The sequence below is a fragment of the Kribbella sp. NPDC051137 genome (genome assembly GCF_040682535.1).
GTDB lineage: Bacteria > Actinomycetota > Actinomycetes > Propionibacteriales > Kribbellaceae > Kribbella > Kribbella karoonensis.
The window spans coordinates 287216-309286 of sequence record NZ_JBFBBI010000006.1 but is presented as its reverse complement, the minus strand read 5'-3'; the positions used below and the strand labels follow the sequence as shown (position 1 = coordinate 309286).

Annotated in this window: 23 protein-coding genes; 12 read left to right on the top strand and 11 right to left on the bottom strand. The window is 69.4% G+C overall.

The features are described 5' to 3' along the window. Positions 1 to 78 precede the first annotated feature (78 nt). The 4 genes from AB0M51_RS32100 to AB0M51_RS32085 all read right to left on the bottom strand — a co-directional run bounded on the left by AB0M51_RS32100 (position 79) and on the right by AB0M51_RS32085 (position 3362). A complete protein-coding gene (locus AB0M51_RS32100) occupies positions 79 to 399 on the bottom strand; it encodes a hypothetical protein (RefSeq protein WP_344192742.1) in 321 nt (106 codons plus the stop codon). Further along, positions 396 to 989 (bottom strand): hypothetical protein, encoded by a 594-nt coding sequence (locus AB0M51_RS32095; RefSeq protein ID WP_344192744.1) that lies wholly within the window; start codon positions 987 to 989, stop codon positions 396 to 398. Before AB0M51_RS32095 ends, AB0M51_RS32100 begins: the two co-directional genes overlap by 4 nt. A 166-nt stretch (positions 990 to 1155) precedes the next feature. Beyond that, positions 1156 to 2763 carry an MDR family MFS transporter gene (locus AB0M51_RS32090; protein WP_344192746.1) on the bottom strand — a complete coding sequence of 536 codons (1608 nt, stop codon included), beginning with the start codon at positions 2761 to 2763 and terminating at the stop codon, positions 1156 to 1158. After that, positions 2760 to 3362 carry a MarR family transcriptional regulator gene (locus AB0M51_RS32085; protein ID WP_344192748.1) on the bottom strand — a complete coding sequence of 201 codons (603 nt, stop codon included), beginning with the start codon at positions 3360 to 3362 and terminating at the stop codon, positions 2760 to 2762. The genes AB0M51_RS32090 and AB0M51_RS32085 overlap by 4 nt, the downstream gene beginning before the upstream one ends. Positions 3363 to 3516: 154 nt before the next feature. Between AB0M51_RS32085 and AB0M51_RS32080 the strand changes: the two genes are divergently transcribed. Then, the gene (locus AB0M51_RS32080) at positions 3517 to 4245 is read left to right on the top strand and encodes an SDR family oxidoreductase (protein WP_344192750.1); all 729 of its coding nucleotides are present in this window, start codon (positions 3517 to 3519) and stop codon (positions 4243 to 4245) included. Between the two features lie 7 nt (positions 4246 to 4252). On the opposite strand, the gene AB0M51_RS32075 is transcribed toward AB0M51_RS32080, so the two are convergent. Beyond that, entirely contained in the window at positions 4253 to 5842 is a 1590-nt protein-coding gene (locus tag AB0M51_RS32075) for an amidohydrolase family protein (protein WP_344192752.1), read from the bottom strand. Positions 5843 to 5900: 58 nt separating this feature from the next. Here AB0M51_RS32075 and AB0M51_RS32070 point away from each other — a divergent pair, with 58 nt between their 5' ends. The 7 genes from AB0M51_RS32070 to AB0M51_RS32040 all read left to right on the top strand — a co-directional run bounded on the left by AB0M51_RS32070 (position 5901) and on the right by AB0M51_RS32040 (position 12372). Next, positions 5901 to 6698: a MerR family transcriptional regulator gene (locus AB0M51_RS32070; RefSeq protein WP_344192754.1), complete on the top strand. Its 798-nt coding sequence runs from the start codon at positions 5901 to 5903 to the stop codon at positions 6696 to 6698. A 10-nt stretch (positions 6699 to 6708) separates the two neighbouring features. Then, positions 6709 to 7647: an ATP-binding cassette domain-containing protein gene (locus AB0M51_RS32065; RefSeq protein WP_344192756.1), complete on the top strand. Its 939-nt coding sequence runs from the start codon at positions 6709 to 6711 to the stop codon at positions 7645 to 7647. 118 nt (positions 7648 to 7765) lie between these two features. Further along, positions 7766 to 8548, top strand: a complete 783-nt coding sequence (locus AB0M51_RS32060; RefSeq protein WP_344192758.1) for an ABC transporter permease — start codon at positions 7766 to 7768, stop codon at positions 8546 to 8548. 1 nt (position 8549) lies between these two features. After that, positions 8550 to 9353 (top strand): ABC transporter permease, encoded by an 804-nt coding sequence (locus AB0M51_RS32055; RefSeq protein WP_344192760.1) that lies wholly within the window; start codon positions 8550 to 8552, stop codon positions 9351 to 9353. A gap of 38 nt (positions 9354 to 9391) precedes the next feature. Next, the gene (locus tag AB0M51_RS32050; protein ID WP_344192762.1) at positions 9392 to 10459 is read left to right on the top strand and encodes a hypothetical protein; all 1068 of its coding nucleotides are present in this window, start codon (positions 9392 to 9394) and stop codon (positions 10457 to 10459) included. A gap of 56 nt (positions 10460 to 10515) precedes the next feature. Continuing rightward, the gene (locus tag AB0M51_RS32045) at positions 10516 to 11556 is read left to right on the top strand and encodes a hypothetical protein (protein WP_344192764.1); all 1041 of its coding nucleotides are present in this window, start codon (positions 10516 to 10518) and stop codon (positions 11554 to 11556) included. A gap of 69 nt (positions 11557 to 11625) precedes the next feature. Then, positions 11626 to 12372, top strand: coding sequence for a hypothetical protein (locus tag AB0M51_RS32040; RefSeq protein WP_344192766.1), 747 nt, complete (start codon positions 11626 to 11628; stop codon positions 12370 to 12372). A 9-nt stretch (positions 12373 to 12381) separates the two neighbouring features. Here AB0M51_RS32040 and AB0M51_RS32035 read toward each other — a convergent pair whose 3' ends face one another. Next, the gene (locus tag AB0M51_RS32035) at positions 12382 to 13485 is read right to left on the bottom strand and encodes an aminoglycoside phosphotransferase family protein (RefSeq protein ID WP_344192768.1); all 1104 of its coding nucleotides are present in this window, start codon (positions 13483 to 13485) and stop codon (positions 12382 to 12384) included. A 12-nt stretch (positions 13486 to 13497) separates the two neighbouring features. On the opposite strand from AB0M51_RS32035, the gene ilvA reads away from it, so the two are divergent. Beyond that, a complete protein-coding gene (ilvA, locus tag AB0M51_RS32030; RefSeq protein ID WP_363751746.1) occupies positions 13498 to 14742 on the top strand; it encodes a threonine ammonia-lyase in 1245 nt (414 codons plus the stop codon). Between the two features lie 9 nt (positions 14743 to 14751). On the opposite strand, the gene AB0M51_RS32025 is transcribed toward ilvA, so the two are convergent. Then, positions 14752 to 15183: a MarR family transcriptional regulator gene (locus tag AB0M51_RS32025; protein WP_344192770.1), complete on the bottom strand. Its 432-nt coding sequence runs from the start codon at positions 15181 to 15183 to the stop codon at positions 14752 to 14754. A gap of 88 nt (positions 15184 to 15271) precedes the next feature. On the opposite strand from AB0M51_RS32025, the gene AB0M51_RS32020 reads away from it, so the two are divergent. Both AB0M51_RS32020 and AB0M51_RS32015 read left to right on the top strand, forming a co-directional pair. Further along, positions 15272 to 16765, top strand: a complete 1494-nt coding sequence (locus tag AB0M51_RS32020; RefSeq protein ID WP_344192772.1) for an MFS transporter — start codon at positions 15272 to 15274, stop codon at positions 16763 to 16765. A gap of 127 nt (positions 16766 to 16892) precedes the next feature. Beyond that, positions 16893 to 17885 carry a hypothetical protein gene (locus AB0M51_RS32015; protein ID WP_344192774.1) on the top strand — a complete coding sequence of 331 codons (993 nt, stop codon included), beginning with the start codon at positions 16893 to 16895 and terminating at the stop codon, positions 17883 to 17885. Positions 17886 to 17952: 67 nt separating this feature from the next. On the opposite strand, the gene AB0M51_RS32010 is transcribed toward AB0M51_RS32015, so the two are convergent. Further along, the gene (locus AB0M51_RS32010) at positions 17953 to 18849 is read right to left on the bottom strand and encodes an NAD(P)H-binding protein (RefSeq protein ID WP_344192776.1); all 897 of its coding nucleotides are present in this window, start codon (positions 18847 to 18849) and stop codon (positions 17953 to 17955) included. A gap of 81 nt (positions 18850 to 18930) precedes the next feature. On the opposite strand from AB0M51_RS32010, the gene AB0M51_RS32005 reads away from it, so the two are divergent. Next, complete coding sequence (locus AB0M51_RS32005; RefSeq protein ID WP_363751742.1) at positions 18931 to 19494, top strand: helix-turn-helix domain-containing protein; 564 nt, start codon at positions 18931 to 18933, stop codon at positions 19492 to 19494. A gap of 8 nt (positions 19495 to 19502) precedes the next feature. Here the strand turns inward: AB0M51_RS32005 and AB0M51_RS32000 are convergent, their stop codons facing one another. The 3 genes from AB0M51_RS32000 to AB0M51_RS31990 form a co-directional block, all read right to left on the bottom strand. Next, positions 19503 to 20744, bottom strand: coding sequence for an MFS transporter (locus AB0M51_RS32000; protein ID WP_344192780.1), 1242 nt, complete (start codon positions 20742 to 20744; stop codon positions 19503 to 19505). Between the two features lie 155 nt (positions 20745 to 20899). After that, positions 20900 to 21412, bottom strand: coding sequence for a transcription elongation factor GreA (greA, locus tag AB0M51_RS31995; RefSeq protein ID WP_344192782.1), 513 nt, complete (start codon positions 21410 to 21412; stop codon positions 20900 to 20902). A 210-nt stretch (positions 21413 to 21622) separates the two neighbouring features. Continuing rightward, on the bottom strand, positions 21623 to 22051 hold the full coding sequence (locus tag AB0M51_RS31990; protein WP_344192784.1) for a DUF4307 domain-containing protein: 429 nt from the start codon (positions 22049 to 22051) through the stop codon (positions 21623 to 21625). Between the last annotated feature and the right edge of the window lie 20 nt (positions 22052 to 22071).

Genomic DNA, 22071 nt, shown 5'->3' with positions numbered 1-22071 from the left:
GACAACTGTTCTGCGCAGTGGATTGGTCTACTCCGGGCCTCGGATCCCCAACGGATCTGAGGGACCGGCTGGACCTGTCTAGCGGCTGTCGGGGCCGCGGTCGGGGCCGCGGTCCGGGCTGGTGCGGCCGCCGGTCTCCGGGCGCGCGCCGTCGGTGTCGGCGGCGCGGGCGGTGCCCTGCGGTCCACGTGGCGGGGTCGCGGCGCGCAGAGCGGCGCCCAGGTCGGAGGAGAGGCCGCCCGACTGGCCGGCGGCCTGCTCGGCGGCCGCGGCCGCGACAGCGACCCGGGTGAGGCTCTCCGGGGAGACCCGGCCGCCCGCTCCGGTGGCGGGCGGTTCGCCGCTGTTGGCGCCCCGGTCGCGGTCCGCCTCCCTGGTGGACTGCCTGATCGTTGTCATGACCCCTCCTCGTTGAGGTACACCACGTAGTTGATGCCGACCGAGGTCGACAACGGCTTGCGCCGCGGGCGGTTGCTGTACAGGTGGATCTCGGCGCCGGGCGGCGTCCAGACCGCCAGGTGCCGGCGGTCGCGGCCGGCTCCAGGGGCCCAGTCGTCGTCGAACCCGGTCTTCGTCTGGATTCCGACGTACGCCGGCTGTCCCCAGTGCCGGCACGCGAGGTCGAACTTCGCCGGCCAGTGGTCGTCGAGGCCGACGGCGACGTCCTCGAGGTCCCAGGGCTCGATCGCGAACGCCACCCAGCCGCTGAACGGGCTGTGCGGCAGCACCTGGTCGTCGTACACGGCGAGCTCGGTCTGCCGCTTGGTCAGGAAACCCCAGCCGTCGAGCTGCTCGTCGATCACCGTCCGGCGGTTGATCGGCCACGGCTTCCAGCTGGTCGCCGACTTGACCCGGCGGATCAGCCGGCGGACCGGTACGGGTCCGGTCTGGCCGGCCTGCGGACCGCCGAGGCGTCGCCAGTCGCGGACGTCCGCGAGATCGGCCATCGCGCGGTCGTCGTCGTCCAGCGGCCGGTCGAGTGTCTTCATCCGGGAGGCAGTCCTGTCGTCGCGGTACGTGTCGAAAGTACGACCCGGTGAGGGTCAGGCAGCCGCCCCGACAGCGGAACAGACAACGGAACAGCCGCCCTGGAAAGCTTTCCAGGGCGGCTGTCGGGTAGGTCAACCGGCGTTTGGTATCGGTTCGGTCAAGCGGTCAGTGCATCGCGGCCGCGGCCGAAGCCTCCAGCGACTCGTCGCCGTCGGGCTTCGGGCCGTCGTTGCGGCCGGCCAGCCGCTGCTCCGGCGTGATCACCGCGAGGATCAGCGCCAGCGCCAGGAACGGCAGCGAGACCAGGAACACGTCGTCCATCGCGTCGACCAGACCGTGCAGGGCGAAGCCCTTCAGCGGCTCCTTCAGCGAGTGCAGCGCCTGGACGCTGTTCGCCGCCTTGGCCAGCCCGTCGACCATCGACTGCGTGGCGTTCGGGACGATGTCGCCGAGGTGGACCTTCAGCCGGCTGGTGAGTACGGCGCCGTAGACCGCGGTACCGATCGCACCGCCCATCGAGCGGAAGAAGGTCATCGTCGAGGTCGCGCTACCCATGTGCTGCCGGGGGACGCTGTTCTGCGCGGCGGTGACGGTGATCTGCATCGACAGGCCCAGGCCGGCGCCCATCACGAACATGTAGATCGCCAGCTGCCAGTACGGCGTGCTCAGGCCCAGCGTGGACAGCAGCACCATCGCGGCGCCGACCAGGACCGCGGAGATGATCGGGAAGTGCTTGTACCGGCCGCTCTTGCTCATCATCTGGCCGCTCGGGATCGACGCGGAGAAGATGCCGACGATCATCGGCAGCAACGCCAGGCCGGAGCGGGTCGGCGACAGGTCCTTGACCGCCTGCAGGTACAGCGGCAGGAAGATCAGCGCACCGAACATCGCGAACCCGAGCAGGAACGCGTACCCGGCGTACCCGGAGAAGATCCGGCCCTTGAACAGGTCCATCGGGATGATCGGCTCGGCCACCCGCAGCTCGATGACGACGAACGCGACGGCGAGGACGACAGCCCCGGCCAGCAGCGCGATCGTGGTGCCGGTGCCCCAGCCGTTGGTCGGACCGCTCCAGGAGATGGCCAGCAGCAGCGAGGTGACCGCGGCGGCGATCGTGGACGCGCCCAGGTAGTCGATCTTGTGCGAACGCTTCACGTGCGGCAGCTTGAGCACGGCGCCGACGATGCCCAGGGCAACCAGGCCGATCGGCAGGTTGATCCAGAAGATCCAGCGCCAGCCGGGACCGTCGGTGAGCAGACCGCCGAGCAGCGGGCCGGCCACCGAGGACAGGCCGAAGACGGCGCCGAAGTACCCCATGTACTTACCGCGCTCGCGCGGCGGGATCACGTCGCCGATGGTGGCGAAGGCCAGCGACATCAGGCCACCGGCGCCGAGACCCTGGACGGCCCGGAAGCCGATCAGCTGCTCGATGTTGCCGGACAGCGCGGACAGTACCGAGCCGGCGAGGAAGGTGACGATCGCCGCGATGAACAGCGGGCGGCGGCCGTACAGGTCGGAGATCTTGCCCCACAACGGGGTCGAGGCGGTCGAGGTCAGCAGGTACGCCGTGACCACCCAGGACAGCTTGTCCAGGCTGTTGAACTCGCTGACGATCCGCGGCAGCGCCGTACCGACGATGCTCTGGTCCAGTGCGGCCAGGAACATGCCGGCCATCAGGCCACCGAGGATCACCAGGATCTGCTTGTGGGACAGGTAGCTCGGACCGTCGCTGGGCGCAGTGCCGCCGGCGGTGGCAGGCTCTGTGGTGCTCATCTGGTGCTCTCCAGGTTGTTGTCGTTGTTCCCGCTGCCGGCAGGGTCGCCGCCGGCCGCGGAGTCTTGGGTACTGCGCTCTGCCGGGGCGGGGCGGTGCAGTCGCGGTGCGACCGCGGCCCAGCCCTTGTCCGCCCAGGCGGCGCTCGCGGGTGCTTCGGTGAGGGCGGTGACGCCGTCCGCGAAGCGGGTCATCAGCCGCTCGAAGGTCTGCACGTCCTCGTCGGACCAGCCCTCCATCGCGGCGCTCAGCAGCTCCATCCGGTGCCGGGCGCTGGTCTCCCACTGCTCGATGCCCTGCTCGGTGAGCTCGACCCGGAAGGCCCGGCCGTCGTCGGGGTCGGGGGAGCGCCGGACCAGGCCGAGCTGCTCCAGGGACCGGACGTGCCGGCTCGCGGTCGAGGCGTCCAGCTCCAGCCGGGCGGCCAGGTCGGACAGCCGCAGTGCGCCGTTGCACCGCAGGGCGAACAGCACGACGTGCGCGCTGTGGTCGATCGTGTCCCCGGGTTGCTTGGCCTTCAGCCGGCGCCCGATCCGGGTGAACGCGTGCATCACACCCTCGATCGGGGTCTGTGGGGCGTACGCGTCGTTTACTTGCATGCTGCAAGCATATACATGCTTGCGTGATACACGCAAATGAGTTTCCAAGGTATTCAACTGAGTCGCCACTTATTTGCTCTCGGTCGCCGGACTGTCACTCTCCGAAGTGGGGGAGAATCTGCCTCACACATTCGACGGCGGAAGGGTGCCTTTTGTGACGCGGGTTGCGGTGGTGACCGGAGGCGGGTCGGGGCTCGGGCGGGAGATGGCGCTCGCGCTGGCCGGGTCCGGCTACCAGGTGTGGGTGACCGGACGGACCGAAGACAAGCTGAAGGAGACGGCCGCGCTCGGCGGGCAGCGGTTGCGGTACGCCGTCCTCGACGTCGCCGACGGGCCTGCGGTGCGGGAGTTCTTCGCGGGGCTGGAGCGGGTCGACGTACTCGTGAACAACGCCGGCACCGGGTCGCCGGCCGCTGCGGTGGAGGACGTCGAGGAGGAGGACTGGCGGCGGGTGGTGGACACCAACCTGACCGGGTCGTTCCTCTGCGCGCAGGCGGCGTACGACGTGATGCTGCGGCAGGACCCGAAGGGCGGGCGGATCATCAACAACGGGTCGATCTCGGCCCATGTGCCGCGGCCGCAGGGAATCGCGTACACCGCGAGCAAGCACGCGATCAGCGGGCTGACCAAGGGGCTCGAGCTGGAAGGGCGGGCGCACGGGATCACCGCCTGCCAGATCGACATCGGGAACGCCGCCACCGCGATGACCGCGCGGATGCAGCAGGGCGTGCTGCAGCCGGACGGGTCGATCGCGGTCGAGCCGACGTTCGACCCGAAGATCGTCGCGGACTTCGTGGTCCGGATCGCCGACCTGCCGACGTCGGTCGCCGTACCGACGCTGACCGTGATGGCGGCGGGTATGCCCTACGTCGGAAGAGGCTGACTCCGGCTCACGAACCGTTCGGCATGATCGATGGGCTTGTCCGGGACAGGTCGATGTCGATCAGGTCGTACCACCGGCCCGACGGCGGCTGCTCCAGCAACGGGTCCTTCCAGCGCAGCCGCACCCGCTCCGGCTGTGCCTCCATCAGCACCGCCTCCTGCCACGGCCCGTCCGTCCGCGCCCACCAGGTCTCGGTCAGACACTCCAGCCCTTCCTTCTCCACCAGGGCAACGGCCGCGTCCCGGTCACTCGTCGGACCCAGCGCGGCACCGAAGACGGTCGTCGGCAGCCAGCCACCGGTCACAGGTACGACGCGGCCGAGCACCTCGCCGTCCTCCCGTACCACGTCCTCCGGTGACGGGAAGCCAGGCCACTGCTCCTTCAGCGCCTTGACGATCCGCGCCGTGGTCTCACCGAGGAAGCGGATGCACGCCAGCTCCGCAGCGCTGCCCGCGTACTCAGCAGGCACCTCTCCGCCGGCCCAGGTCTGCCGGATCCGTTGTGTAGCAGTGATGTCGACCAGTGGGTCGCCGTCGACCAGGAGCAGGTCAGCACGCGCTCCTACGACCAACCGGCCGCGGTCTGTCAGTGTGAAAACCTCAGCCGGCGCACTGGTCGCAGCAACGAGCGCCTGGGCCGGTGTGAGGCCAGCACTCACCAGATGCACGAGTTCTCGGTGCAGCGACGCTCCGAACACCAGCCCGGGGTTGGGCGCGTCGGTACCGGCCAGAACGCGTACGCCGGCCCGCACCAACGCCAGCGTGTTTGCCCGAGCTGGTGCACCGTCCGGCAGCTGTGGTGGCATCCACCGCCGCGACTGGCGGTCCAGCACGCGCCGCCAGCGCGCAGGCATTCTGGCCATCAGCTCCTGCTCGTCCTGCAACGGCAGGTGACCAGTAGACCCGAACATGTCGACAACGCCCAGCGTCGCGATCACCGACACGCTCTTGACCGCGTCGATGTCCTCCGACGTCATCAGGTCGGACGGCACATGCGCCAGTACGTCGACGCCGCAGCCGGCCACTGTCACCGCACCGGCGGCCGTGGAGACGTGCGCCACCACAGTGAGTCCGTTCGCGTGCGCCTCGTCGGCGAGCGCGCGAATCGTGTCCCGGGTGAGCGTCGGGATGTTCAGCATCGCGCCGGATCCGTCGTCGTAGATCAGCTTGAGATGGTCGGCGCCCTCGGCGATCCGGTCCGCGACGAACCGCTTCGCGTCTTCGGGCCCGGTGACGTACGGGAACGGCGGGAACGCGATCGTCGGATGCCCGCCCGGTGCGGTCGCGCCGATGCTCGACGTGAAGAAGCCGGCCCGCGGCGCCTCTGCGGCGATCACCTCCGGCAGGCTGAACATGTCGAGCTGCGTGGTCACGCCGTACATCGCTGCGAGCTGTGTGCAGCCTGGTGCGAGGTGGACGTGTGCGTCGATCAGCCCGGGCAGCAGCGTCGTCCCCGAGCCGTCGACGAGGACGTCGTCCGGTCTCGCGATGTCCGGGCCGCCGATCGCCGCGATGCGGCCGTCCGCGACCCGCAGGCAGTCCGCGGGCAGCGCCGTACCGCGGTCGACGAGTCGGGTGTGCAGAATCGTGAATGCCATGTCGGGGACGCTAAAGGGTGACGTAACGTCAGACTCCAACCCGATTTCCGGAGGTGCCGTGGAGCGAACGGTCAGTGAGGTGGCGCGGCTCGCCGGTGTCTCGGTGCGCACGCTGCGGCACTACGACGCGATCGGGCTGCTGCCGCCGGGGCGCGTCGCCGCGAACGGCTACCGGTACTACGGACGGCCCGAGCTGCTCCGGCTGCAACGGATCCTGCTGCTCCGCGAGCTCGGCGTACCGCTGCCGTCGATCATGCGGATCCTGGACGAGCAGGACGACGAGGTGACCGCGCTGGAAGGGCATCGGGAGCAGTTGCTGCGGGAGCGGAAGCGGCTCGACGACGTGCTCGGCGCGGTCGAGCGGACGATCGCGGGGCTGTCGGGGGACGAGACCGTTGCGGACGAGGAGTTCTTCGCGGGGTTGAACGACGCGCGGGCGCGTCTGCGGGAGGAGCTCGCCGAGAGGTACGGGGAATCCGCCGCGAAGGGTTTCGAGAAGGCGGTGCGGGAGACGTCTGGTTGGACTCGGGAGGACTACGAGCGGTTGGGGGACGAAGGGCGCCGTTTGCTGTTGCGGATGGCCGCCGCGCGGGACCGCGGTGTTCTCCCGGACTCCGCCGAGGGGTTGGAGTTGATCGAGCAGCACTACCTCGGAGTGCTGGAGGTCTGGCCGGCGACGCCGACGACCTACTACGGGCTCGCCGATCTGCTCGTGGAGAACGCGGATCAGCGGGCGATCGTCGAGTTGGTGGACGCGGAACTGCCCGAGTGGCTGGCGGCCGGGGTACGGGCGTACGCGGTGCGGCGGCTCGGGTACGTGGCAAACGAAGAGGAAACTGTCCGACGGTCCGTCTAGTGTCTGGTGGGTGAGCGATTCTCTGGTGCACGTCCGCGGCCTGCGGAAGTCGTACGGCGACTTCGAGGCGGTCCGCGGCATCGACCTGGACGTGTGGCGCGGCGAGGCCTTCGGGTTCCTCGGGCCGAACGGCGCCGGCAAGTCGTCGACGATGCGGATGATCGGCGCGGTCTCCCCGATCAGCGGCGGCACGCTCCGGATCCTCGGCATGGACCCGGCCACCGACGGCCCGGCGATCCGCGCCCGGCTCGGCGTCTGCCCGCAGGACGACACCCTCGACACCGAGCTCTCGGTCCGGGAGAACCTGACGATCTACGGGCGGTACTTCGGGCTCAGCCGGGCGGAGTGCCGGCTCCGCGCCGACGAGCTGCTCGAGTTCGTCGCGCTCACCGAGAAGGCCGATGTCAAGGTCGACGAGCTGTCCGGCGGGATGAAGCGGCGGCTGACGATCGCGCGGTCGCTGGTCAGCAAACCGGACCTGCTGCTGCTCGACGAGCCGACCACGGGGCTGGACCCGCAGGCACGGCACCTGTTGTGGGACAAGCTCTTCCGGCTCAAACAGGCCGGCGTCACGCTGATCATCACCACTCACTACATGGACGAGGCCGAGCAGTTGTGTGACCGGCTCGTGGTGATGGACGGCGGGTTGATCGCGGCCGAGGGGTCGCCGGCCGAGCTGATCCGCGACTACTCGACGCGGGAGGTGACCGAGCTGCGGTTCGGCCCGGACGTGATGCTCGCGGACCACGACGCGCTGGCCGGCAAGGTCGAGGACCTCGCCCAGCGGATCGAAGTGCTGCCGGACCGCCTGCTGCTCTACACCGACGACGGTGAGCGCGCGGTCGCCCAGGTGCACGAGCGCGGCCTGCAACCGGCCGCCGTGCTGGTCCGCCGTTCCACCCTCGAAGACGTGTTCCTGCGACTGACCGGCCGGACGTTGGTGGACTGATGGCTGCGCACATGCCACGCCTCCGGCGCGGCGGGTCCTGGGGCTGTAACTCCCGTCCTTCCCTCGTCGCTCCGGTCGCTACGCTCCCTCCGCTCCTCGGTCCAGGACGGGAGGCCCCATGACCGTTGCCGTGGAGAACGGTCGCCGGATGTTCGACTACTGGCTGACCGTCTACAAGCGGACCTGGAAGGGCACCGTGATCAGCAGTTTCCTGCTGCCGCTGCTCTATCTGGCCGCGATGGGGATCGGGCTCGGCTCGTTCGTGGACAGCAACGGGACCGGTGCGCTCGGCGGCGTGAGCTACCTGCAGTTCATCGCGCCGGGGCTGCTCGCCTCGACCGCGTTGCAGATCGCGGTCGGCGAGGCGACGTACCCGGTGATGGGCGGGCTGAAGTGGCAGAAGTTCTACCACTCGATGATCGCCACCCCGCTGCGTCCGGCGGACGTGGTGTACGGGCAGCTCGGGTTCATCGCGTTCCGGGTGTTCACCTCGTGCACCGTGTTCCTGGTGATCATCGCGCTGTTCGGCGGGCTGCGGTCGCCGCTCGGGGTGCTGGCGCTGCCGGTGGCGTTGCTGGTCGGGATGGCAGTCGCCGCGCCGATCGCGGCGTACGCGACGACGTTGGAGAACGACTCCGGCTTCGCGATCGTGTTCCGGTTCGGGGTGGTGCCGGCGTTCCTGTTCTCCGGGGCGTTCTTCCCGGTCTCGCAGCTGCCGGACTGGATCGAGTGGCTCGCGTACGTGAGCCCGCTGTGGCACGCGGTCGACCTGTCCCGCGGCCTCAGCCTCGGCTCGATCAACCCGTTGCTCGCGGTCGTCAACGTCGTCTACCTGCTGGCGTGGTTCCTCGTCGGCACCCGCCTCGCCGTCCGCGGCTTCACGAGAAAGCTGATCGGCTGACATGGCGACCATCGCAGCACGCGTTATCCCCGTCCCGGTCCGGCTGGGCGGTGGACGGCACATGGTCGAGCGGAACTTCATGCTCTACCGGCGGTCGTGGGTGGTGTTCATCTCCGGCTTCTTCGAGCCGGTGTTCTACCTGCTCTCGATCGGTGTCGGCGTCGCGCACCTGGTCGGCGCGTTCACGCTCTCCGACGGGACGAAGATCGCGTACGCCGCGTTCGTCGCGCCGGCGATGCTCGCCAGCTCCGCGATGAACGGCGCGATCTTCGACTCGACGTACAACATCTTCTTCCGGATGAAGTACGCGAAGCTCTACGACTCGATCCTCGCGACGCCACTGCGGCCGTGGGACGTGGCGACCGGCGAGGTCACCTGGGCGTTGCTGCGCGGGGCGATCTACTCGGCGATGTTCGTGGTCGTGATGCTGATCATGGGGCTGATCTCGTCGTGGTGGGCGCTGCTCGCACTGCCCGCGTCGGTGCTGATCGGGTTCGCGTTCGCGGGGGCCGGGATGGCGCTGACCACGTTCATGCGCAGCTGGCAGGACTTCGAGCTGGTGCAGCTGGCGATCATGCCGATGTTCCTGTTCTCGGCCACCTTCTACCCGGTCGAGACGTACCCGGGCGCGATCCGCTGGCTGGTGGAGATCACCCCGCTCTACCAGGGCGTCGTACTCGAGCGCGCGTTCAGCACCGGTGCCGTCGGCTGGTTCCTGCTGGTGCACGCGCTCTACCTGGCCGCGATGGGCACCTTCGGGATGTACGTCGCGTCCCGCCGCCTGGGCAAGCTCCTGCTGAAGTAGCCGGAACCGGCACCCCCTGCTCCACCGTCCGAACCTGCATGACCGATGAGTCCTTCCACGACCTGGCGCGGGCACCGAAGGTGGCGCTGCCGGGCGGACCGCGACGCTGGGTCGAGGACTCGTTCCGCTCACTGGCCGAGCACTTCGGTACGGCGGTCCTGCGGCAGCCGGTCGTCGTACCGGACGAGTTCGTGCCGGCCGGGTACGACGGATCGGCCGCGGCGGCGCACGCGGTGTGTGTGCGGGTGTGCGAGCGGATGGGAGTCGACCCCGGGCGTGTGCACTTCAGCTTCCGGCTGGAGCAGGTGACCGAGGCGGCCGAGCTGCTCGGATCCGCGATGCTCGACGCGTACGTCGACCCCGGGAACGGCTACTCGCGAGGTACGCCGCCCGGCGATCTGGCCGCCATCCGGACGCATTCGAACCGCCTCGGTACGGCGTCGTTCGAGCAGGTCGACCGGATCATCGAGGCGGAACTGGCGGCCGACTCCAGCGAGAGCTTCTTCAGGCTCCTGGTCACCCGCCTCGGCGCGGGCGAGTTCGGTGCCGAGATCGTGCGCTGCCTGCTGGCCGCGTCCGATCCGCGGGCCCCTCGGACCGCGAACACGACGGCGGTTCCGGGCCGGGCGCTGGGTCGTTGGGTCGACCTGGGTGCGAAGGTCCACGGCCTCGACCCGATCCCTGACCACTGCGCCGTACTGCTTCGGTCCGACGTCATCGCCGACCCGGCGAAGCTGCTGGCCGTGGTGTCACACGAGTTGAGCCACGAACTGCTGTGCCGGCCGGCGCCGCCGTGGGCGTCCGGGCCGCTCGAAGAACCGTTGACCGATCTGTGCGCGTTGTTCCACGGGTTCGGTGTCGTGCTGGTCAACGCCGCCGTTGACGAGGCCGTACTCGACGACGAATGGGTCCACACGTCCGGCTACCTCGGCGAACACGCCCTCGCCGAGGCGCTCGCGTTGTACCGCTTCCGTCAGCATCGGCTGCTCCGCGACGGCCCGCTGCTCCCGGACTGGCACCAGCTGCTCGACCCGGTACCACGAGCCCGCTTCGCGGCCCATCTGGAGGAACTGATCGGAGGTCCGCCGACCGTGTTGGGTTGGTGATGTAGCCGCAACATTTCCGATGGAACGGGGCCCGGGGCGACCGCGTCAGTTCGGGTATGAATCTGATCGGTGCCTGGCGCCGTCGGCAACGTGAACGCGATCTTCTCTACGGGCCGAAGGTCATGCTGCCCGGCGGGCCCGAGCAGTGGATCGAGGACTCGCTGGACTGGCTCGTCGGCCGGTTCGGCGTCGAGCCGATGCGCCGCGGGCCGGTACTGCCGAGTGCTTTCGTACCCGCCCGGTACGACGGATCCGAGCACGCCGCCCGCGAACTCTGCCTCCGGGTCTGCGCCTGGATGGAGGTGCCCGACGACCGGATCCGGTTCAGCTTCCGGATGGAGGACGTCCGGGCCGCGGGCCGCAGTACCGCCGTCCGCCGCTTGCGGGCCGAGCACCCAGAGTTGGCCGGGATTTCGGGGCTTCAGGCAACGATGCCGGCCGGTGACGTCGACGGGCTGGCCGCGGCCGGGTACGCGCCCGAGATCGCGGTCCTCGCCGAACGGGAGCTGATCGCCGAGGTGAAGCGCAGTACGGAGCTCCGGGACGCGACCGATCCGGAACGGCGGGCCGAGTTGTACGAGCGTGCCGTCGCCGTCTGGTCCGCACCGGCCGGCAGTGGTTCGCGCGCGGCCTGGCTGGACCTGCGGACCGGGGGCCATGACGGGACGGCGGTGCTGCTGTCGGCAACCACGCCGGCGGACCCGTCCGCGGTGATCGCGGCGACCGCGCACGAGCTGGGTCACGAGGTGCTGTGGGGCTACCACCTGATGGATCGGAACCGGCCGGACGCCGAGGCGGTGACCGACCTGTTCGCGGTGTTCCACGGCTTCGGGATCTTCCTCGCCAACCAGGCCGTCGAGCGGGTCCCCGGACGCCGTCGGATGCGCCAGAGCCTCGGGTACCTGGGGGAGCGCGGCGCCTCGGACGCGCTGGCGGCGTACTGCTTCCGCCGGCACACGTTGTGGCCCGAGTCGCTGCTTCCGGTGCTGCCGGCCGAGCTCGACCGGGCGGTCCGCATCCGCACGTTCGCGCGGCTCGCGACGCTGGTCAAACGCGCCGAGATCGACTCGATCCAGGAGGGTGCCCCGCTGCGCTGATGTCAACCGTCGGTGACGCAGCGGTACCGGGAGGTTTCGCTGCGGGGTCGGGCAGGCATGATTCGGCGGGTGAGGAACCCGATCGGCACGATCAAACGAAGTCAGCAGCTGCGATCCCAGCTGAAGGCGCCCCGCGAGCGGTTGGCGGGCGGTAGCCGGCGGTGGATCCGGATGTCGATGGACTGGTTGATCGAGGAGTTCGGCGAGGACGTCGTCCACCGGCCGATCGTGCTGCCGACCGACGTGATCCCCGAGGGGTACGACGGGAGCGAGGCGGCTGCGACCGCGTTGTGCGGACTGGTCGACGGGCGGATGGATCTACGGCCGGGGCAGTGCGGGCTGAGCTTCGAGCTGGACGGGGTCCGTCGTCCGGTACGGGCCCACATCGTGAAGGAACCGTCCGGCCGGTGGATCCGCGGCGACGGCCGGAACGAGATCCAGCTGACGCCCGCCCTGGCGGCCGATCCGGTCGCGTTGACGGCGATCTACGCGCATGAGGTCGGCCATGAGCTGCTGCTCGGCGGCGGACGGATCACCCGCGCCGCTCGGCCTGACCACGAGTCGCTCACCGACTTGATCACGGTGTTCTACGGGCTGGGCATCTTCACCGCGAACGCGGCCTACGAACGCCGCCCCCGCCCCAACGGCCGAGGCAAACAACCCCTGGCCCGCGGCTACCTCCGCGAGGCAGCCCTGTCCGAAGCCCTCGCCTACTACGCCATGCTCCGCGGCGAACGCACCCCCACCTGGGACCACCACCTGGACCCACCCGTACGCCGAGGTATGCGCAACCAGTTGGCAATCCTCCACCGCTGACGGCCGTCTTCAGGTGAGTAGCTTCTGGGTCCAGACGTCGCCGCCACGCAGGAGGGAGGTTCGGCTCGGGCCGGTGACGTGGTCGATCAGGTGGAGGTACGTGATCGTCTGGTACAGCGCGCCGAGCTCTTCGGCCAGGTGCACCGCGCGGCGTAGCTCGGACGGAGTGGCGTACTCCTCCCACTCGGCCAGGTACGCGTCCCGCACCCGTGGGTCCGCGGACAGCGGCGACCGCTTCTCGACAAACGTCACCAGGTCGAGGAACGGATGCGCCAGCGCCGCGTCTGTCCAGTCGAACGCGAGCACCTTCCCGTCCCGCACCGCGAGGTTTCGGGGATGTAGATCGCCGTGCAGCAACGTCTCGGGTACGCCGATCTCCGCGAGCTCGGCGATTGCCTCGCGCAACTGTTTCGCGCGGTCCGGGAGCTTGGCCAGGTCGTCGGGGGAGAGACGACGGGTGAGCTTGTTCGGTTCGAGGAATCGGTCGAGTGCGGTGTCGAGTACGGCGAGCCGGCGGTCGGCGCAGCTGTAGTCCAGCAGGCGGTCAGGGTCCCCGGCGTAGCTCCGCTGCAATCGCGCATGGTTGCGCACGGCATCGATCCACAGCACGACATCCGTCTCCTGGCCGAGCGGCGTTCCGAGATCGGGCAGCAACAACCACCGACGCGACTCGTCGATCGCGATCGGTGCCGGGACCTCGCCGGGGCGATCCGCGGACGCGCGCTGCAGGAACCGCGGCTCGTGTGCGAACAGGAACGGCAACGCCCCAGGATCGTTCGACGCCTGCGAAAGTGCCTTGAAATACACGTCACCCGCAGCAGTCGGGATGCGCAGAACGTCGGACAGACCCCACGCCTTCACCTGGACCCACGGTCCGGTTGCGGTCACATGTTTGCCGATCCACCGCAACACCTCGTCGTACCACTCAGGCAGCTCGTCGATCGAGTCCAGCAGGTACGTGACCGGGTCCTCCGACACACACTCCCGTACGACGGCCTCGACGCCGAACTGCTCCCGCAGCATCTGCAGCACCGGCTCGACGTCGGGGAACCAGAAGTCGTCCGCCAGCTCGAGGGTAAAGACCTGCTGTGCGACGTGTGCCCGGACTTCCATGTGCAGAAGCGTATGTTCCAGGTGCAACTGCATTTCACCATTAAGGTGCTAGTCGTGATCGATGCCAGAGATGTTGCGCGGGCGGCCGATCTGCTGCACGACGTGGTCGCGCCGACGCCCTTGGAGTACTCGCGCTGGTTGAGTGATCTGGTCGGCGGCGACGTGTTCCTGAAGTGCGAGAACCTGCAGCGCACCGGGTCCTTCAAGCTGCGCGGCGCTTATGTCCGGATGGCCCGGCTGTCCACGGCGGAGCGTGCCCGCGGCGTGGTCGCGGCGAGCGCCGGGAACCACGCGCAGGGCGTCGCGCTCGCGGCGCAGCTGCTCGGCATCAAGGCGACGGTGTTCATGCCGAACGGCGCCCCGATCCCGAAGGAGAAGGCGACCCGGGCGTACGGCGCCGAGATCCGTTTCGTGGGTACCTCCATCGACGACTGCCTGACCGCGGCACGCGCGTTCGAGGCCGAGACCGGTGCGGTGCTCATCCATCCGTTCGACCACCCGGACATCGTCGCGGGCCAGGCCACGACCGGGCTGGAGATCGTCGAGCAATGCCCGCAGGTCCGGACCGTCGTCGTACCGACCGGAGGCGGCGGCCTGCTCGCCGGGATCGCGGCCGCGATGCAGCGCGACGGACTGCCGATCGAGGTGGTCGGCGTGCAGGCGGCCGGCGCCGCGGCGTACCCGGCCTCGCTGACGGCGGGGGAGCCGGTGCAACTGGAGCGGATGCGCACGATGGCGGACGGGATCGCGGTCGGGCTGCCCGGGAAGGTCCCGTTCGAGACGGTCCAGCGGTACGTCGGCGACGTCCGGACGGTCGGCGAGGACTCGTTGTCGAAGGCACTGCTGCTGGTTCTCGAACGCGCGAAGCTCGTCGTCGAACCGGCCGGCGCGGCCGCGGTGGCCGCCGTACTCGACGAGCCGAAGCGGTTCGAGCCGCCGGTGGTCGTCGTACTGTCCGGCGGGAACATCGACCCACTCCTGCTGATGCGGGTGATCCGCCACGGCATGGCCGCGGCCGGACGCTACCTGTCCGTGAGGGTGCGGATCCCGGACACTCCGGGTGGGCTGGCGATGCTGCTGGCCCGGGTCGCCGAGTTGGACGCGAACCTCATCGAGGTCCTGCACGAACGCATCTCGGAAACCCTGAGCCTGGAAGAGGTCGAGGTGGCGCTGCAGCTGGAGCTCCGCGGCGAGGACCACCGTGAGCGCCTGCTCGCCGGCCTGGTCGCGAACGGCTACAGCTACACGCTCAACTGACGCAACGCATCAGAGCGCCGGCTCGCAGGACTTCACGAGCGGGGCGTGCAGGCGCTGCGCGAGCACCTGACGCTGGGTCGGCTGGGCTTCGGCCTGCCGCTGCAGGCCCTCGTCGGTCAGCCGGACGTTGATCGCGCGCCGGTCCTCGGGGCACATGTGCCGCTCGACCAGGCCGGCTGTCTCCAGCCGGCCGATCACCCGGGACAGCGCGCTCTGGCTCAGGTGCACGGACTTGGCGATCGTCGCCACCTTGGCGGAGTGCTCGGGGAACTCGGCGAGCCGCTCGAGCACCTCGTACTCACTCATGCCCAGCGAGTGGCCGGCCTGCAGCGCCCGGTCGAGGGCGCAGGTCAGATCGGCGTGGCGGGCCAGCAGCTCGCGCCATTCGCGGACATCGGCGTTGGCCTCACCAGTCCCAACGCTGACCTTCGTAGCGGTCATGTAGGGCAACATAGCATGCAAGTGCAATCAATGCAAATGCATTTAATGCCTAGACATTAGATGCACGTGCATGCAATAGTCTCTTCTCGTGACTACGCAAACCGCATCGCCTGCCCGCATGACCTGGGACGCACGCCTCTGGGGCGCACTCCTGGTCGTCTGCGGTGTGATCTTCCTCGACGGCCTGGACGTGTCCATGGTCGGCATGTCACTGCCGTCCATCGGCGCCGACCTGGGCGTCTCCCTTGCCTCTCTGCAGTGGGTCGTGACCGGCTACGTGCTCGGGTACGGCGGTCTGCTGCTCCTCGGCGGCCGAACCGCCGACCTGCTCGGCCGGCGCCGGGTCTTCCTGATCGCGCTGGCCGTCTTCGCCGCCGTCTCGATGCTGAGCTCGCTGGCGAGCAACCCCGAACTGCTCATCGCGGCGCGGTTCGTGAAGGGTGTCGCCGCGGCGTTCACCGCCCCGGCCGCGCTCTCGATCATCACCACCACGTTCCACGAGGGACCGGACCGCAACCGGGCCCTCAGCATCTTCACCACCTGCGCCGCCAGCGGCTTCTCGATGGGCCTGATCCTCGGCGGCGCGCTCACCGAGGTCGGCTGGCGCTGGACCTTCCTGATGCCCGGCCCGGTCGCTCTGATCGTGCTGCTGTTCGGCCTCAAGCTGATCCCGAACAGCCCGCGCGACGACGCCGCCGGCGGGTACGACGTACCGGGTGCGGTCACCGTCACCGGCGGCATGCTGTCCCTGGTCTACGCGGTCGTCGGCGCCGAACACGCCGGCTGGGTGTCGCTGCAGACGATCGGGCTGTTCGTGCTGGCGATCGTGCTGCTGGCCGGCTTCGTGGCGATCGAGCTGCGCACCAAGCACCCGCTGGTCCGGCTCGGCATCCTGCGCAACGTCTCGCTGCGGCGCGCGAACCTGGCCATCCTGACCGTCTTCGGTTCGTACGTCGCCTTCCAGCTGATCGGCACCATGTACCTGCAGAACCTGCTCGGATGGTCGTCGCTGCAGACCGCGCTCGGGTTCCTCCCGGCCGGCCTGCTGGTCGCCACGCTGTCCCCGAACGTCGGCAAGATCGTCGACCGGGTCGGCACCGAGAAGATGATCATCGTCGCGATGGCGCTGTTCGTCGCCGGCTACGCACTGAGCCTGCGGATCGGCCCGGAGTCGGCGTACTTCTCCACAGTCTTCCCGACGATCATGCTGCTCGGGCTCGGGTTCGCGCTCGGGTTCCCGTCGCTGAACATCCAGGCCGTGTCCGGGGTCCCGGACCATGAGCAGGGGCTGGCGTCGGGGCTGTTCAACACCTCCAACCAGGTCGGCGGCGCGGTCGTGCTGGCGATCGTGACCGCGGTGATCAGCGGTCAGACGGCCGGCAGTACCGCGGCGGCCGACGTGCTGTCGGCGTACAAGTCCGGGCTCGGGGTTGTGACAGGGATCGCGGCACTCGGTCTGGTGATCGCGCTGACCGGTCTGCGGGGCCTCAGGGCCCGGCGTGCGGCCGAGGAAGCCGAGGAGGCCGAGCTGGCCGCCGTACAGAACGAGCTGGCGGAAGAGGAGATGACGCCGGCGGCGTGACAACAACCAGCCCTGGACGGGGCTGTGCAGTGATATATGGCGTGCGGACCCTCTCGGGGGTCCGCACCACTGCTTTTCGGGGGATTCCCCGATTGGTTTCGACCCGGCGGAGTGCTGGACTGGTGGCATGAGCAACCAGAGCTACGACGAGAAGGTCAAGGACATCCTGGACCGCGTCGCCAAGGGCCACCTCACCACCGAGGAAGGCGCCACGCTGATCACCGCCCTCAAGACCGCCGGCACGGCTGACGCCGGGGCACCGGCCGGCACAGCTCCGGTTGCCGAGGACACGCAGAAGGCGACCGGCGGCGACCGGACCGGGTGGCCGGCGGCCGAGGACCTCACCTCTCCGGAGGTGTGGGCGGACGCGGTCGATTCACCCACTGCGGAGCCGTCGCCGGTGCAGGACGTCGTACCGGATGTCGTGCCGGACGTACCGGAGGACAAGACCGAGGAGCCGGCCGAGGAGGAGCACAGCAACGTGCCGATCCCGTCCGGGGTGCAGCGGGTGACGGTACGGGCGATCGGGCGCCGGGTGCGGCTGATCGGTGAGCCGGCCGTGAACGGCGTCGCGGTGGACGGGCCGCACGTCATCAAGCGCGACGGCGACACCCTCGCGATCAGCAGCGAGGGCGACATGGGCGTCTCGATCGACGGGTTCAGCATGCTGCGCAACCCGACCGACCTGAAGGCGCACGTCAACGGCCTGGCCAAGGAACTGTCGATCCGCGTGAACCCGCACCTCCAGGTCGAGGTCGAGGTGACCGGCGGCAGCGTGAACGCCGAACGCCTCCCCGGTCTGACCAAGGTTCGGGTCACCGCCGGCACCGCGAAGGTCGCCGACGTCGACGGCCCGATCGACGTCCTCGTCCAGGCCGGCTCCGCGACCCTGGACGCCCAGATCACCAAGGGCCGCTCCCGCGTCCGCGTCGAGTCCGGTACGGCGAACGTCGCCCTCCGCCGCGGCTCCGACGTCCACGTCCACACCGAGGCCCAGCTCGGCCGCGTCACCTGGTCCGGCGCCGTCTCCGGCCAGTCCAAGGACGTGGAGATCGGCCGCGGCCGCGCCGCCCTCGACGTAGAGGTTCTGGTCGGTACCGCTCAGGTCACCTCGGACTGATCCACTCGCAGGCGTCGGTGAGCACGGGCCGCCGACGCCGGATTCCGTCGATGTGCGGGGCCTGCCGTCAGGCCGGCTCCGCGCGCGCGGCTCGTTCCACCGCGGGCCTGAACACCTCGCGGCACCAGGTCCGGAAGTCGGTGGGCGAGATGGTCGCCGTACGCCAGTCAGCCTCGTAGATGCCGGAGTCCTGGGCCGCGAACATCTCCACGGTGTCCTTGACCGCCTGGTCGTGCGCCCCGCGGGCACGGAGGACGGCCGCGAACTCGTCCATGGTGACGCGCCGATAGGCGACCGGCTGTCCGAGTTCCTCGCTCAGCACCTGGGCGGCTCCGTCGGGCGTGAGGTGATCAGGACCGAACACCGCGAGGTTCTCCTGTCCACCCCAGGTGAGGTCGGTGAGCAGGCCGGCCGCCTGCTCGGCGATGTCGCGGGTCGCGATCATCGGGAGCGGCTGGTCCGCGTCGCAGGTCAGTGAGAACGTGCCGCGCTCACGGATCGCGTCGAGCTGGCCCAGCAGGTTCTCCATGTAGAAGGGCAGCGACAGTGCGCGGTAGGCGGCGCCGGATGCCGCCAGCTCGGCATCCATCGCGAACGCCGCGGACAGCACACCGGCGGAGTGCGGCCAGCCATGTCCCGCACTGCTGACGGCGACAACGTGGGAGACCCCGTTGCGCTGAATCGCGGCTGCCGCGGCCCGGGCGAACGTCACGTAGTGCTGCTCGGCGCTCGGCGCGGCCGGATTCGGCGGGACGAGCCAGAACAGCGCGTCGACGCCCGCCAGCGCCTTGTCGAGTACGACGGGATCCGCGTGCGACCCCTCGACGACCTCGGCCTGGTCGCGCACTGCGCCGTCGAGGCGCGCGGCGTCGCGCACGATGACGCGCACGTCGCTGCCCAGCTCGAGCAGCCGGGGGACGAGGTGGCTGCCGATCCGGCCGGTCGGTGTAGTGACGGCGATCATCGAAACCTCCATAAGGTGAACCTGAACTCCGGTTCCGAATATAGCGCCTGTCGCGTGTCCGTCAACTACAGTGTGGTGATCATGACCGCTCCCGAACGTTCACTCCGCGCGGATGCCCGACGTAACCGGGAGTCCGTTCTCGACGCGGCCGGCGAACTGTTCGCCCGGCGCGGCGACAACGTGCAGATGGACGAGATCGCGGCCCGGGCCGGGCTCGGTGTCGGGACCTTGTACCGGCACTTCGCCGACAAGCGGGCGTTGCGAGCGGCGATCGTCGGCCGCCGGTTCGAAGCCGTGACCAGCCTCGCGCGGGCCGCCGAGGAGCTCAGCGACCCCTGGGCCGCCTTCGAGACCCTGCTGTTCGGCTACCTGGAGTCCGCGGAACCCGACGCGGCCTTCCGGTTCGCGATCCTCAGCCCGGAGGAGCCCAGCTGGGGTGACATCGAAGCCGAGAAGAACGCTTTCGCGGGCAGCGTCGAGCGGATCGTGCAGCGTGCCGTCGACGCCGGCGTCCTCCGCGCGGACTTCCGGGCGAGCGACTTCGTCCTGATCACCCGCGGCGCGATGGCGAACATGTCGGGGAACGGCGACTGGCGCCGGCACCTGGCATTGCAACTCGAAGGGATCCGCAGCCGCGCCGAGTGAACGCGACGCTATGAGGTCTGCCGGGGTGCGAAGTCGGCGGGGATCGAGCGCAGCCTCCGGAGTGGGGAGAAGTAGAGGACGGAGTTTCCGGCCAGGGTGCCGAGGCCCGCGATCCACAGGGTCGTGTGCAGGCCGAACGCGGTGCCCAGAGCACCGCCGAGCAGGCTGCCGATCGGCGCCGCGCCCCAGCTCACGAAGCTCATCGTCGCGCTCACCCGTCCCTGGAGTTCCGGCGGGCAGAGCTGCTGCCGGATGCTGACCTGCAGGATGTAGCTGACGATGATGCAGAAGCCTGCGAGCAGCGTGGCCGCGACGTACCAGCTCACCTGCCAGCCCGGGGCGGTCAGCGCCTGCAGCGTGAACGCGACACCGATGCCGGTCGAGGAAAGCAGCAGCGTGCGCGCATCGCCGTACCTGGTACTGATCTTCTCGGTGACGGCCGAGGCGAGGATCGCGCCGAGCAGGCCGATCATGCTGAGGATGCCGATGGTTGCGGGTTGCAGGTGTACGCCGCGGACCAGGTAGACGACCATGATCGCCCCGGCCGCCGCCTGGAACAGCATCGTCACCATCGTGTTCAGGGCGAGTGGCCGCAGCAGCGGGTGCTTGAAGACGTACTGCAGCCCGTCGCGGATCTCGTGGCGCAGGTGCGGGCGTTCAGGCTTGACCGGAGCGGGCTCCGAGGTGCGGATGCTGCGGAGCCAGATCGCCGACCAGACGAAGCTCAGCGCGTCCAGGCCGATCGTGACCGCGGCACCGATCCACTGCACGAGGACGCCGCCCACGCCGGCGCCGATCACCGCGGCGACCGAGTGGTTCGCGGCGAGCTTCGCGTTGCCCGGGAGGAGCTGGTCGGCGTTCAGCAATCGCGGCGGATACGTGCTGTGCGCAACGTCGAACAGCACGGTCAGGACGCCGGCCAGCGCGAGTACGACGTACAGCTGCGGAAGGCTCAGTACGCCGAATACGGCCGCGACCGGGACGGACCCGAACAGGACGGCTCGTCCGAGGTCTGCCGCGATCAGGACCGGCAGGCAGCGGACGCGGTCGACCCAGGCGCCGGCGAACAGGCCGAGCAGCAGCCAGGCCGCGGTCTCGCAGGTCCGCAGCAGCGAGACCTGGAAGGTCGTCGCGTCGAGCGTCAGCACCGCGAGCAGCGGTACGGCGAACATCGTCAGCCGGCTGCCGAGCTGGCTGAGCAGATCGGCGAGCCAGAGCCGCCGGAAGTCGGGGTGCCTCAGAATGCCCATGTCGGGGACCGTAAGCACCTGACTTGAGTCCTGTCGACTCAAGTATCAAGAAACTTGAGTCGACAGGACTCAACTTCACGCTCAGACAATTTCCGACCCCCAATGCGAAGCGCCCCGGTGGACTGTCCACCGGGGCGCTTCGGGAGCTTGGTGGGTCAGCCGGTGAAGGGTTCCGCGGCGACGATCTCGACGGTCACGTCCTTGCCGTTCGGGGCCTCGTAGGTGGCCTTGTCGCCCTTCTTCTTGCCGAGAATGGCGGCGCCGAGCGGGGACTGCGGGGAGTAGACGTCGATGTCGACCGACGCGTCCAGGGCGAGCAACTCGCGGGAACCGAGCAGGAACGTCTCGACGTCGTCGTCGCCGGCGAACTTGATCGACACCTTCATGCCGGGCTCGACCTTGCCGCCCGCCTTCGGGGTCTCGCCGACCCGGGCACGGCGGAGCATGTCCTCCAGTTGCCGGATCCGCGCCTCGATCTTGCCCTGCTCGTCCTTGGCGGCGTGGTAGCCGCCGTTCTCCTTGAGGTCGCCCTCGTCCCTGGCCTCGCTGATCCGCTGGGTGATCTCGGCACGGGCAGGGCCCTTCAGGTGCTCGAGCTCGGACTTCAGCTGGTCGTAACCGTCCTGCGTCAGCCAGACAACGCTGTCCTCGTCGATCTTCTGCGTCACGGGCTGCTCCTTGTGTCGGTGGGATGGGCAGGAAAATACTCTTGGCCGCCGTCGTCGACGGCGACCAATCAAACGAGCGTAGCAAGAGACCGCAGATCACGCAGGGGCCTCAGGTCGCCCCCGACGCGTGGAAAACGCTTGCTACCTCGGTTTTCTCCAAGCGCGAACAGAACCGGGCGGCAGTCCGCTGCGGCGGCAGGAGGTTCCGGGTCAGCGCGGGCGGTGCTGGTCGGCCGTCGTACAGCCGACCAGCACCACGGAGGTCGCCGAGCGTTGCGTTGTCAACGTCACCGGCAGGGTCTGGTGGCGGGGCGAGCCGGCCGGGACCGTGACGGTCACCTCGCCGACGATCGAGAAGTCCGCGGCCTTCGCCTGCAGCCGGCAGCTGGCCTCGACGGACTTGTTCCGGTCGACCTTCACGGTGGCCGTCGCGCTGGTCGGCGAGACGATCTTGAAGCCCTGCAGTTCCGAGCGGACCGGCGGGTTCGACTGCACCCAGGCGGCCCAGACGAGCCAGATCAGCCCGGCCAGTACGACGACGCCCAGGACGCCGATCAGCAGCGGACGACGGGACCGCCCGCGACGCCCGTACCGCGCGTCGAGATCGGGGGTGGGAGCGGCGGCTGATTGCTCGGTCACAGGTCGTCCAGGGGGTCGGT